At 62.2% G+C, this 12,417-nt stretch carries 14 protein-coding genes; 3 read left to right on the plus strand and 11 right to left on the minus strand.

Annotated features, from left to right (window positions below; genetic code table 11):
• The first annotated feature begins 46 nt into the window (after positions 1–46).
• Together BBF93_RS09010 and BBF93_RS09015 are read left to right on the plus strand one after the other, a co-directional pair.
• Positions 47–586, plus strand: coding sequence for a hypothetical protein (locus tag BBF93_RS09010; RefSeq protein WP_114105691.1), 540 nt, complete (start codon positions 47–49; stop codon positions 584–586).
• A complete protein-coding gene (locus tag BBF93_RS09015; RefSeq protein ID WP_084324203.1) occupies positions 583–1,155 on the plus strand; it encodes a hypothetical protein in 573 nt (190 codons plus the stop codon). The genes BBF93_RS09010 and BBF93_RS09015 overlap by 4 nt, the downstream gene beginning before the upstream one ends.
• 110 nt (positions 1,156–1,265) lie before the next feature.
• On the opposite strand, the gene BBF93_RS09020 is transcribed toward BBF93_RS09015, so the two are convergent.
• Positions 1,266–2,201 carry a toll/interleukin-1 receptor domain-containing protein gene (locus tag BBF93_RS09020; RefSeq protein ID WP_114105692.1) on the minus strand — a complete coding sequence of 312 codons (936 nt, stop codon included), beginning with the start codon at positions 2,199–2,201 and terminating at the stop codon, positions 1,266–1,268.
• Positions 2,202–2,351: 150 nt separating this feature from the next.
• Between BBF93_RS09020 and ychF the strand changes: the two genes are divergently transcribed.
• Entirely contained in the window at positions 2,352–3,449 is a 1,098-nt protein-coding gene (gene ychF, locus BBF93_RS09025; RefSeq protein WP_035596007.1) for a redox-regulated ATPase YchF, read from the plus strand.
• A 77-nt stretch (positions 3,450–3,526) separates the two neighbouring features.
• On the opposite strand, the gene secF is transcribed toward ychF, so the two are convergent.
• The 10 genes from secF to tatA all read right to left on the minus strand — a co-directional run bounded on the left by secF (position 3,527) and on the right by tatA (position 12,355).
• Positions 3,527–4,513: a protein translocase subunit SecF gene (secF, locus tag BBF93_RS09030; protein ID WP_035596005.1), complete on the minus strand. Its 987-nt coding sequence runs from the start codon at positions 4,511–4,513 to the stop codon at positions 3,527–3,529.
• Between the two features lie 18 nt (positions 4,514–4,531).
• Positions 4,532–6,139 carry a protein translocase subunit SecD gene (gene secD, locus BBF93_RS09035; RefSeq protein WP_035596004.1) on the minus strand — a complete coding sequence of 536 codons (1,608 nt, stop codon included), beginning with the start codon at positions 6,137–6,139 and terminating at the stop codon, positions 4,532–4,534.
• 36 nt (positions 6,140–6,175) lie between these two features.
• Positions 6,176–6,547: a preprotein translocase subunit YajC gene (gene yajC / locus BBF93_RS09040; protein WP_084324202.1), complete on the minus strand. Its 372-nt coding sequence runs from the start codon at positions 6,545–6,547 to the stop codon at positions 6,176–6,178.
• Positions 6,548–6,651: 104 nt separating this feature from the next.
• Positions 6,652–7,311, minus strand: coding sequence for a protein-L-isoaspartate O-methyltransferase (locus tag BBF93_RS09045; protein WP_114105693.1), 660 nt, complete (start codon positions 7,309–7,311; stop codon positions 6,652–6,654).
• Positions 7,299–8,060 (minus strand): 5'/3'-nucleotidase SurE, encoded by a 762-nt coding sequence (surE, locus tag BBF93_RS09050; RefSeq protein ID WP_035596000.1) that lies wholly within the window; start codon positions 8,058–8,060, stop codon positions 7,299–7,301. Before surE ends, BBF93_RS09045 begins: the two co-directional genes overlap by 13 nt.
• A complete protein-coding gene (gene serS / locus BBF93_RS09055) occupies positions 8,057–9,601 on the minus strand; it encodes a serine--tRNA ligase (protein ID WP_114105694.1) in 1,545 nt (514 codons plus the stop codon). Before serS ends, surE begins: the two co-directional genes overlap by 4 nt.
• A gap of 74 nt (positions 9,602–9,675) precedes the next feature.
• Complete coding sequence (locus BBF93_RS09060; protein WP_114105695.1) at positions 9,676–10,806, minus strand: NYN domain-containing protein; 1,131 nt, start codon at positions 10,804–10,806, stop codon at positions 9,676–9,678.
• Between the two features lie 100 nt (positions 10,807–10,906).
• Positions 10,907–11,734 (minus strand): twin-arginine translocase subunit TatC, encoded by an 828-nt coding sequence (gene tatC, locus BBF93_RS09065; protein WP_114105696.1) that lies wholly within the window; start codon positions 11,732–11,734, stop codon positions 10,907–10,909.
• Positions 11,731–12,117 (minus strand): Sec-independent protein translocase protein TatB, encoded by a 387-nt coding sequence (gene tatB / locus BBF93_RS09070; RefSeq protein WP_051612376.1) that lies wholly within the window; start codon positions 12,115–12,117, stop codon positions 11,731–11,733. The genes tatC and tatB overlap by 4 nt, the downstream gene beginning before the upstream one ends.
• A 25-nt stretch (positions 12,118–12,142) precedes the next feature.
• Positions 12,143–12,355, minus strand: a complete 213-nt coding sequence (gene tatA, locus BBF93_RS09075) for a twin-arginine translocase TatA/TatE family subunit (RefSeq protein ID WP_035595995.1) — start codon at positions 12,353–12,355, stop codon at positions 12,143–12,145.
• Positions 12,356–12,417 lie beyond the last annotated feature (62 nt).

The raw sequence follows: 12,417 nt of genomic DNA on the forward strand, positions 1-12,417 counted from the left end.
TCATCCGCCGGATTCGGCTGGTTCTGACCGCGACGGAGATATTGCCATGATGATCGCTTTCCTTGCTGAGACTGCCGGCCACGGCGGCGAAGCGGCGGCCTTCCCGCCCTTCGAAACCTGGCACATGCCGTCCCAGCTGTTCTGGCTGGCGGTGCTGTTCACGGCGCTTTATCTCGCCCTGTCCCGGTTCATCCTGCCGAAGATGTCGGACACGATCGAGAAGCGCGCCAACCGCGTCGCTTCCGATCTCGACGAAGCAGCGCGCCTGAATAATCAGGCCGTTGAAGCCCAAAAGGCTCTGGAACTGCGCCTGGCGCAGGCCCGCGCCAAGGCCCGCGAAACGGCTGAAAAGGCCCGTGAAAAGACCGAGGCAGAACTCGCTTCGGAAACTGCACGGGTCGATGCCGATCTCGCCAAGAAGCTCGAAACCGCTGACGCCCGCATCTCCAAGCTGCGCGCCGATGCCATGACGAATGTCGAGCAGATCGCCGTGGACACTGCAGACGCCATGATCACACGTCTTGGCGTCAAGGCTTCCCCGGCAGACCTCAAGAAGGCCGTCTCGACGGCTCTGGAACAGGCATGATGAAGAAGACAGCTTCTTTCCTGATCGCTGCCCTCGCTGCTGCGCCGCTCGCGCACGCTGCCGAAGGTGGCTTCGTCGGCGGCCTGGCATATGCCGCAAAGGATCCGGTGACGTTTGTTGCCTTCCTCTGCATGGTCACCTTCCTGCTGATCGCAGCCCGCATGGGGGCCTTCAAGGCCGTCCTGGGTGGGCTGGATAACCGGGCTGCGGCCATTCGCACCGAACTCGAGCAGGCTGCCAGCCTTCGCGAGCAGGCTGCTGAAGCCCTTGCGCTGGCCGAACGCCGCGCTCAGGACGCAGACAAGGAAGCCGAGGCCATAATCGAACAGGCCAAGCGCGACGCGAAGGAAATGCTCGAGGAGGCCCGCCGTGACCTCGCCGAGAAGATCTCCCGCCGGGAAGCTCAGGCTGCTGCGCGCATCTCCCGCGCAGAAGCAGACGCTGCCAGCGAGGTTCGCCGCGCTGCCGCTGACGCCGCCACTGCTGCTGCCCGCCGTATCCTCGCCGAGGAAAAGTCGGTCGACCAGTTTGAGGCTGCGGCCCGCGAAATCGAGCGCGCTCTGAGCTGATCTGCTCTGCGTCTCAAGGCCAAAAGAAAGCCGCCCTCAGGGGCGGCTTTTTTCTGTCCGGAAATGTCCGAAAGTGTCCGGATTTGTCCACGCTCTGTCCGCGCGTGTCATCATTCCGGCGTGTCTGTGCCCTCTTCTGGCGGGGTTGTGTCGTCGATGATCTGCGGCTGCGTGTCATCAATGATGGGCCCGGTTTCGAGCACCGAAAGCAATGACCGCGGCACCGTCCCGGCCGGGCACGTCACCGTCGCCATGCGGGAATTGGCAATGGCGTGGGAGGCCGCAGCCATCTCTGGGGAGCTTTCAGAACGGAATACCCAGGCCATCACCAGCATCCCCACAATCGCTGCAGAGACCGCCGCCACAGCGCCCCAGCCTGCCCCAAGTTCGGTCAGCGGATTGGGCTGCGCGCTCGCTACCGGCGCGGTCACCACCGGCATGACGGGCGCCTTGGTGCCATTGGTCTTCAGCGAGGCCGCGGCCAGAGCAGCGGCGCCGATAGCGTCGCGCGCCGGCGCGGGCTTGATGCCCAGATCCTTCTCCCGCTTCTTGCGGGCGTCTTCGGCAATCGGATCAGCCGGGTGGGCTGCAATCCAGTCGGCGCGCTTGTCATCATCCTTGGCACCGAAACTGAGCCACTGGCGCAGGTCGGTACGCCCATCCCGGCGGCCAAGTTCCTCAATTAACTGGAAAAATCCTTCTGGCGTCTTGCGGGACGTCATGCCCTCGATGGAGTACCGCTTCTCCTGCCGGAACGGCTCATAGGGGATCGTCTTGTCGATGGCCGCCTGGATAAGTGTGCCGGGACGGGAATTGCCCACAGACGCAGCTGCCCTCACCCAGTCGCTTTTCACGGCATTCTCGGACCACAAGACCAGCACAGACTGCGAATTGGTCGCGTCACGGGCATCCTTGGGGTCAAAAGTCTCGTCCACCTGGCTCTGATTGAACGCCACGCGGAACTTCAGAGATCGCAAACGGCGCACCACCAGCTTGGCAATGTCCCGGTCTGCTACAGCAGACACCAGAAAGACGTCGTAACTCATCGTACTCTACCTCGCATAAGGCCTGATCGTAAGGATAGCTGCAGAACGCCTGAACACCAGTCCTGCTGCATCCTAGCGATTTTTGTGCCTGTTTTTCAGGAGCGAAAGGGGCTAAGGCGCCCTTTCAGGAATTTTAGAGGTATTCGCCCCATGGGCTTCAAATGCGGTATCGTTGGCCTGCCGAATGTTGGCAAGTCCACCCTTTTCAATGCTCTGACGCAGACGGCAGCCGCCCAGGCCGCCAACTACCCCTTCTGTACCATCGAGCCGAATGTGGGCGAAGTCGCCGTGCCAGAGCCACGCCTGACCAAGCTGGCGCAGGTTGCAGGCTCAAAAGAGATCATTCCGGCCCGCATGAACTTCGTGGACATCGCCGGCCTGGTGGAAGGCGCCAGCCAGGGCGAAGGCCTCGGCAACAAGTTCCTCGCCAATATCCGCGAGACGGACGCCGTCATCTACGTGTTGCGCTGCTTTGAGAATGACGACATCACCCATGTCCGCGGCAAGGTGGACCCGATTGCCGACTTCGAAGTGGTCGAAACCGAGCTGATGCTGGCTGATCTCGACAGCCTGGAAAAGCGCAAGGCCAACCTCATCAAGAAAGCCAATTCCGGCGACAAGGACGCCAAGGCGCAGGTCGCGCTGATGGATCTGGCGCTGAACGAGCTGAAGGAAGGCCGCCCTGCCCGCAAGGCCAAAGTGCCCGCTGACGATCTCAAAGCCTGGAACATGCTCCAGCTGCTGACGGCAAAGCCGATCCTGTTCGTGGCGAACGTGGACGAGGCGAGCGCGGCCACCGGCAATGCCTATTCCAAACAAGTCGAGGAACGCGCCAAGCAGGAAGGCGCCATCGCGGTGGTCATCTCCGCCCAGATCGAATCCGAACTGGCCATGCTGGATGATGCCGAGAGCAAGGAGTTCCTTGAAACCCTGGGCCTCGAGGAACCCGGCCTGACCCGCCTCATCCGCGCAGGCTACGAGCTGCTGGGGCTGCAAACCTATTTCACCGCCGGCCCGAAAGAGGCCCGCGCCTGGACAATCCACAAGGGCTGGACTGCCCCCAAGGCGGCCGGCGTCATCCATGGTGACTTTGAAAAGGGCTTCATCCGCGCCGAAACCATCGCGTTTGACGACTACGTGGCGTGCGGCGGCGAAGTCGGCGCCAAGGAAGCCGGCAAGATGCGCTCCGAAGGCAAGGAATACATCGTCCAGGACGGCGATGTGATGCTCTTCCGCTTCAACGTCTGAGACCCCATCACGCCCCATAAAAAAGGCCGGACCCTGCGAAGGGTCCGGCCTTTTTCTTTGTCCTGGATACCCGCCGGTTACGGCATTGCCTCAAAGCCGGGCGTGTCTTCCACCGGCTTGCGGTTGATGTCGACGCCCAGCATCAGGACGATTGCGGCAGCAAAGTAGATAGACGAATAGGTGCCGATCACGATACCCCAGATCATCGCGACGCTCATCCCCTGCAGCACCGGGCCGCCGAAAATCACGATCGCCAGAACGGCAATGATCGTCGTGCCGCCGGTCAGGAATGTGCGGGACAGTGTCTGGTTGGTGGCAATGTCGATCACCTCGGTCGCCGGCATCTGCTTGTATTTCCGCCGGATCTCGCGGATCCGGTCGAACACGACCACAGAGTCGTTCACTGAATAGCCGATGATCGTCAGCAAAGCCGCGATGGTCGTCAGGTCGAATTCCAGCTGCAGCAGCGAGAAAAGGCCAATGGTGCCGACCGCGTCGTGAACCAGCGCGGCAATGCCGCCCACGGCATAGGACCAAGTGTACCGGAAGGCGATGTAGAGGAACATCATGATCGTCGCCACACCGAGCGCAATCATCCCTTCCCGGAACAGCTCACCGGACACCTTCGGCCCCACCGAGTCATTGCGCAGGATGTCTGCATCGGTGAGATTGAATTCCTGCTTGAGCGCGTTGACGACATAGGTGTTGGACGCCGCAGACGCCCGGTCCGCCTTGTCCTCATCCGACAGCGCCTGGAATTCGGGGCCCAGCAGTGAGGGATCGAGGTCACCAAAGCGGATGACCACCAGTTCTCCATTGGCATTCGTCGCCGAGTTTACGGTCAGGCTGCCCTGAATGCGGCTACGCACTTCGGGCACCGTCACCTGCTCTGTCTGGCGCAGCTCGATCACCGAACCGCCGGCAAAGTCGACGCCGAGGTTGAGCCCTCTAGTCATCACCAGATAGACCGAGGCAATCATCATCAGAACCGACAGCACCACGCCGACATAGCGATAGCGCATGAAGGGAATTTTGGTCTCTTTAGGCCAGTATTTGATCAGCATCTGTCTGCTCCTACCCGCCTAAACCGCAAAGCTCTTGGTCTTGAATGTCTTCATCCAGAAGATCGTCAGCATCCGCGTGAACACGAAAGCGGTGAACACAGAGGTGACGATGCCGAAGGCCAGCGTCACGGCGAAGCCTTTCACTGGGCCCGAGCCGAGCGTGTAGAGGATCACCGCCGCAAACAGCGTTGTGACGTTGGCGTCCAGAATGGTGACCAGCGCGCGCTCATATCCTGCCTGAACGGATGTCCAGAGGGACCGGCCGTTGTTCTGTTCCTCGCGTATCCGCTCGAACACCAGCACGTTCGCATCCACCGCCATACCGATGGTAAGGATAATACCGGCGATGCCAGGCAAGGTCAGCGTGGCGCCAACCAGTGACAGCGCCGCGAAGATCAGGATCACGTTTGCCATAAGCGAAAACACTGCAAACATGCCCTGCAGGCCATAGGCCAGCACCATGAACACGGCCACCAGTGCGAGGCCAACGATCGCCGCCCGGAAGCCGGACTCGATGGAGTCTTCCCCAAGCGTCGAGGAGACCACCCGTTGATCCAGGAACTGCACCTTGGCCGGCATCTCACCGGCCGCGATGATTGCGGCGAGATCCTGGGCCTGCTCGATGGTGAAAGAGCCGGTGATGCGCACATTGCCGCCGGGAATTGGCTCGTTGATACGCGGGGCTGACATGATCACATCATCAAGCACGATGGCGAACAGCTTGCCCGAATTGTTCCGCGTGGTTTCGTAGAACTTGCGCGCACCATTGGCGTTGAGGCGGAAGTTGATCTGCGGGCGGTTGGCCTCGTCATTGCCCTGGCTGGCCGTGGCAATGTCCGAGCCGACGACTTCAGGGATCTCGCGCACCAGCAGCGGCCCGGTCTCCGGTCCTTCCAGCAGGCGGAAGCCGGGCTTGAGAACGCCCGCCTGAGCCGAGGCGATCTCAGCGGGGCTGGATTCGACCAGGTTGAATGTCATCCGGCCGTCGCGGCTCAGAAGATCCTTCAGGCGTTCCGGGTCCGGCTCGCCCGGCGCTTCCAGAACGATGCGGTTGCTGCCCGAGGGCGTCAGCGAGATTTCGGCCACCCCGTCCGGGTCTACCCGGCGGCGCACGATGGTCATGGTCTTGTTCAGCGCGTCCTGCAGCATCGCCGTTTCGGACGCTGAGGAGACACCCACGAGGATGCTGTCCGGCCCTGCCCGGGAGATGTCGAACGTCTTCCCGCCGCCGAGACCGCCTTCAATCGGGCTGTTGATCCGGTCGAGGCGCCGCAGGGCATCCTCTACCGGAAAATTGCCGTCTGCATCGGGCCGGCTGAGCTTGATCAGCATGGTGCGGCCACGCAGTTCCGGCTGGAAGAAGATCGGATCGCGCTCCGATGTCCGCGCAAAGGCCGAGCGCACATCGCGCGCAAACACCTCAAGCCGGCTGCTGATCACCTCCGTCGCGGGGATCTCCATCTCGAGATACACGCCGCCGCGAAGATCGAGGCCAAGATTGACCGAATTCTTGGGCAGAAAGCCCGGCGCATTCGACATGTTCACGGCATTCGGAAGTGCCATGATCACACCCCAGACCAGCACCCCTAATACCAGCAGAACTTTCCACGCCGGGAATTGAAGCATTGCGCTATCCTATTGCTTGGAGAGGAGACCGGGCGATCAGTCGTTCGCGGGAACAGGCTCGGCCTTGTTGCGCACTTCAATCACCATCGACTTGATGACGCGAACGCGGACATTCTCTGCCAGATCGAGCGAAATTTCGCCCTCATTGACCTTGTTCACCTTGCCGATCAGGCCGCCGGAGGTGACCACGGTATCGCCGCGCTTGATATTGTTCACCATTTCGGTGTGCTTCTTGGCGCGCTGCTGCTGCGGGCGGATCAGCAGGAAGTAGAAGATCAGGATGAGCGGCAGGAACATCACCAGCTGCATCATCAGGCCGCCGCCGGGAGAAGCGGGGGCGCCTTGCGCCATCGCAGGCATAGCCAGCGTGGCCGAAATGAAAGCGAGCGTCAGGAAGCGGGCGGACATGTCGGCATTCTCCAGATAGTTCTGCGGCGGGAAAAGGGAACTGAGGCGTATAGCGGGGCAGCCCCGCCTTGGCAAACTACCCCTGCAGGCGATTCCCTCTGCATTCAAAGCATTTGCGCGCGCCCTTCGAGAAGCCGGGGCATCCACTGAAAGAGAGGGTGGCGCCCGGCTACCTCGCCCGTTGCGGTAACGCTTACAAGGTTGGTCTGGGCTGGCCCTGCCGCCACAGGCACAACCAGCCGGCCATGGCGAGCGAGCTGCGAGGCCAGGCCTTCGGGAACGGTCTCAACCGCCCCAGCCAGCACGATGGCATCGAACGGCCCCTGCTCTGCCCAGCCATTGAGGCCGTCGCCCTGAGACACCGATACATTCGCAATACCCAGCCGCGCCATCCGCGCGCGGCCTTCATCGGCCAGCCGCCCGAACCGCTCCACCGCAAACACGTGCCCCGCCAGCTGGGCCAGCAGCGCCGCCATATAACCGGAGCCAAACCCCACCAGCAGCACGCGCGCATCCCCTTCTCGCGTCAGGCCCATCGCCTGCAGCAGATGTCCAGTCGCAGACGGCCGCAGCATCACCTGCCCGCAAGGCACGGGCAGCATCGCGTCCTCAAACGCCAGCGCCTCCAGCCCCGGCGCGTCCACAAAGGCGGCCCGGCCGATGGTTTCCATCGCCGCCAGCACCAGAGGATCGGTCACCCCCTCCTGCCGCAGATGCAGGAGAAGCCGCGCAGCGCGGAAGGGGTCGGCGATCAGCTCTGCCATGACTCCTTCAGGGTTTTCAGGAACGGCTCGTGCGTCAAATCCACATGCAGCGGCGAGATGGAGACAAAACCGTCATAGATCGCGCGGATGTCGGTGCCTTCGTCCGGCTTGGACAACTTCCCGCGATAACCGATCCAGTAATAATCATTCCCGCGAAGGTCTTCCCGCCGGTCGGTGTGGATGATGGCCTCATCGCGGAAGCCCTGCCGGGTGATCTGGATGCCGCGCACATCGCCGGGCTCCACATCCGGGAAGTTCACATTCATCACCACGTCATTGGGCCAGCCCATCTCCAGCAGCGGGCGGATAGCCTTGGCGCCCCAGGCCTTGGCCGTCTCCCAGGAGAGGGAGCCGCGCTCGCGGAAGTTCTGCGCCTGGCTCAGCGCAATCGAGGGCACGCCAAGCTGCATGCCGAACATCGCCGCCGCGATGGTACCGGAAAAGCTCGTATCCTCGGCAATGTTCTGCCCGCGATTGACGCCGGAGAGCACAAGGTCGGGCATCTCCGGCATCAGGTCGCGCAGCGCCAGCAGAACCGCGTCCGAGGGCGATCCCGCAACCGCCCAGGCCTTCGCCCCCACCTTGCGCACCCGCACCGGCTGCGTCAGCGAAATCGCCCGCCCCTTGCCGGATTGTTCTTCCTCTGGCGCAGCAATCCAGATGTCGTCGGAAAGCTCCTTGGCAATCTCTTCGAGAACGGAGAGACCGGGCGCGTTGATGCCGTCGTCATTGGTCAGGAGAATTCTCATTTGATCTCCGTTACCCCGCCCATATACGGCACAAGCGCTTTGGGTACCGTGATCGACCCATCCGCATTCTGATAATTCTCAAGCACCGCCACCAGCGTGCGGCCGACGGCCAGGCCAGAGCCGTTCAACGTGTGGACGTATTCGGGTTTCGCTTTCGGCTCGGGCCGGTAGCGGGCGTCCATGCGGCGGGCCTGGAAGTCCCCGCAGTAAGAGCAGGACGAAATCTCGCGATAGGTGTTCTGCGAGGGCAGCCACACTTCAAGGTCATAGGTCTTGCGCGCGCCCGCGCCCATGTCGCCGGTGCAGAGCAGCATGCGGCGGAAGGGCAGCTCCAGGCGTTTGAGCACTTCCTCGGCACACCCCGTCATCCGTTCGAGTTCCTTCAGCCCCTCTTCCTCATTCGCCACAATGGAAACCAGCTCCACCTTGTTGAACTGGTGCTGGCGGATCATGCCCTTCGTGTCGCGCCCCGCGCTGCCCGCCTCGGAGCGGAAGCAGGGCGTGTGGGCGGTGAAGCGGAGGGGGAGTTGCGCAGATTCTATAATCTGCTCACGGACGAGGTTGGTCAGGGGAACTTCAGCGGTGGGAATAAGGTAATGCGCTGTCGATCGCACATTTTGTGATCCATCAAACTGAGTTTGAAACCATTTATGAGATTCTACCGTGCGTTCGAGCGACTCCGCAAACTCTTGATATATTCCTTTAGTCCAACTGGTGTCGGTGCCGTTGGTCCGCGCAGTATCCTCGGCCGTTACGAATGCTTTTAGAAGATTGTTTCGTTTTTCTGAAAGCGAAATGAACTCGTCGCTGGCGCGGCGAAGGCTATCCCGCAAAGCTGCAGATTGCATGTTGGTATGGAATAGATCCTCTTCAAACTTCGGCAACTGCCCGGTCCCCAACAGCGCCTGATCCCGCACCAGCAGCGGAGGGCTAACCTCCTCATACCCATGCTCTGTGGTCTGAAGGTCGAGCATGAAGTTGGCGAGCGCCCGCTCTAGCCGGGTCAGCTTGCCGCGCAGCGCCACGAAGCGCGCGCCGCTCATCCGGGCGGCGGCTTCAAAGTCCATCAGCGGAAATCCGCCCTGCCCTTTCAGCGCTTCGCCGAGGTCCGCATGGTCCTTCGGCGCGTTGATCCCCTTGGGGGTGCCCCATTTATGCTGCTCGACATTGCCATGCTCATCACTGCCCTCCGGCACTTCGTCCAGCGGCAGGTTCGGCAGGCCCATCAGCAGATCGTCGAGCGCCTTGCGCGCGGTCTCTTCCGCTTCGCTCGCCTGCTCGATAGTGGTCTTCGCCTCGGCCACCAGCGCCATCAGGCGCTCGGCCTCTGCCTCGTCCTTCTTGGCTTTCGCCTGGCCAATCAGCTTGGAATTGGCGTTGCGGGCGCTTTCGGAGTCCTGCTTGGCGGTGGTCGCCTCGCGCCAGGCCTTGTCCAGCTCCAGGATCTTCGCGACGGACGATGAGCCCAGACCTTCTTTCCGGCGGTTCCAGGCACGGATGAACAGGTCAGGGTTTTCGCGGATGGCGCGGATATCGAACATTGGGAAGCCTCAGGCTCTGGGGTCAGTGGGTAATGGGAAGGCTCTAATCCGCGCCGCCCCCTCCTGTCCACAGGTCACACCCGGCTGGTCATCCCCTCGGCCTCGGCGTCTTCGTCCTCGGCGTCCTCTTCGGGGGCCTCTTCTGCCGTATCCTCTACAGGATCGGGCAGGTCCACATCCTTCGCCGCCTCGGCCAGCAGCGCCAGCGGCGTGCGCTCACGCTCGCGCGGCAGCAGGCGGGCCTCGGGCTCATCATCCACCGGTGGGGGCGTCTTGGGTTTTGGCGGCGGCGCTTCTGCAGGCTCGCGCCACACAGTCTCCACCTTGTTCTTGCCCAGCGTGGTCACCTCGATGGCCGGCTGTATCTGCGACAGGCGGCGCATCATCGCGGCGAAGTTCTTGTGGCCAAACCAGGGGCGCAGGCCGGCCTGATAGGTGGGCGTGAATTCCTGAATGAGGCTCAGCGCCCGCACGATCCGCGATTTCGACAGCGGCTGATCCGGCATCCGCTCGCCCAGCTCCTTGATGATCGCCGCGGCGCGCAGCAGCTCTGGCGGCGGCCCGTCCTTGGGCGCCTCGCTCGTCTCCAGCGCGGCGCGCACCCTGCCCATCAGCGGCGAGCGGCGCTCCCTTACCAGCGTCAGCGGCGCAATCTCCGGCGGCGGCGAGCGCAGGCGATACCATTTGCGCTTGGCGCGCTCATAGCTGAACGCTGCCTTCAGCGCGCCGATATGGATCGCGGCATCGGCATACTGGCTGAACAGCTCATAGGTCGGGTCGGTTTCCTTGCCGCAGGCCACCACCCGCAGCTCGCCGGCCTGCACACGGTTCACCACCGGCACAAAGTCTGAGTCGGTCGTCAGGATGACGAACTCCTCGACATCCTCATTCACCAGCGCAATCTCGATCGCGTCCATCGTCAGCACGATATCGGCCGAGCTTTTGCCCGCGCTGATCTTGCGCTTGGCCAGCGCCCGGCAATTGTAGGCAGAGAATCCCGCGCGCTCAAATTCCGGGCGATACTTGTCGAATTGCAGGTTCCAGTAGACGCGCTTGTCGATGAACCGGCGGCGGCGATTCTTCGGCGAGAAGGCGCCATCCTCCAGCCAGAGCAGCCAATTGGACAGTCCGCTGACAACCTCTTCACTGGTCGCGCCGTATATATTGTCGAAATCGACCAGCAGGACGCTTTTAACGCGCGACACTCGGGCAGGCTCCTCGTTTCTCGGGAGACGATGGGGTTTCTATCCGGCGCCTAGGTTCAACACCTCACCGCAAATTGCAACGCCGCCGCTGCAGGGAAAATCATTCGGCCGCTGCCGCCGCCTCTGCCTTTTCCGCATTCCGCTCGATCATGCGCACGCAGAAGATGGAAATCTCGTAGAGAAGGTAGACCGGCGCCGCCAGAAGAAGCTGTGAAATAGCGTCGGGCGGCGTGAACAGTGCGGCAAAGGCAAGGATGCCGACGATGGCGTATTTGCGGCCCTTGCCGAGGCCCGATGAGGATACAAGGCCAATCTTTCCCAGAAGGGTCAGGATCACCGGCAGCTGGAACGAAATGCCAAACGCCAGCATCAGCGCCATCACGAGAGACAGATAATCCCCCACGCGCGGCATCATCTTGATGGTCGTCTGCGCGGCGTCCACCTGCTCCATCGAAATGGTGAAGCGCGCCAGCATCGGCAGCATGATGAAATACACAAACGCCGCGCCCAGCGAGAAGAGGATCGGCGCGAAGACAAGATATGGCCAGAACGCCCCGCGCTCGGACTTGTAGAGCCCCGGTGCCACGAAGGCATAAATCTGCCAGGCGATCACGGGGAAAGCCAGAAACACGCCGGCAAACAGCGCCAGCTTCAGCTTGGCGAAGAAGAATTCCATCGGCGCGGTGAAAATGAACTCCAGCTTCGAGCCGCGCACGTCTTCAGCGACCGAGGCAAACGGCGCCACCAGCAAATTGTAGATCAGGTCGGCAAAGAAGAAGGCGCCAATCGTCGCCACCCCCAGCGCCAGCAGCATCTTGATCAGCCGCCCGCGCAGCTCGATCAGATGGTCCAGCAGCGGCGCGCGGCTGGATTCCACCTCATCATCGAGGATTTCGGGTTGCTCGTCCTTGGGGGGGGCCTGGCTCATGCGGGGCCGCCCTTGCTGGCCGGTGCTGCATCCGGCAGCTCGTCCGGCTTGCTCTCCGGCTCTGCGGGCGGCGGCGGGGCTGCGGCCGGGTGTTCGCGCATGATGGCGGAGTTCACATCCGCCTCATAGGCGGCCAGGTCATCCTGCGCGGAGGTCAGCGTGTTGGATTTGCGCAGCTCCTGGATTTCCTTCTTCAGCTCGTCCAGCTCGCTCTGGCGGGCGATGTCGTCAAATGCTGCCTGGAACTCGCGCGCCATGCGCCGGCCCTTGCCCATGATCTGGCCAAGCTTGCGCATCATCATCGGCAGGTCCTTGGGACCAATGATGATCAGGGCCGCAAGGCCAATCAGCAATAATTCGGAAAACCCGATGCCGGGCAGCATGGCTATCCGCCCTCCGCTTGCGTCATCAGGACGATGTCTTCGTCTCGTCCTTCTTGGGCGTGATGTCGACCATCTCGTCCTTCGTCACCGGCTTGGCTTCCTCATCCTTGAGGCCCTTGCGGAAGGCGCCGATGCCCTTGGCCATGTCGCCCATGATGGATGAAATGCGTCCCCGGCCGCCGAACAACAGCAGGGCGATGACGACCACGATCAGAATTTGAATCCAGCTTGGCGCCATGAACGCGACTCCTCAAGTTTATGCGAGTATAGAGCCCGGCCGCTGCTGGAACAATGGCGCGA

Source organism: Hyphomonas sp. CACIAM 19H1 (genome assembly GCF_003325995.1).
GTDB lineage: Bacteria > Pseudomonadota > Alphaproteobacteria > Caulobacterales > Hyphomonadaceae > Hyphomonas > Hyphomonas polymorpha.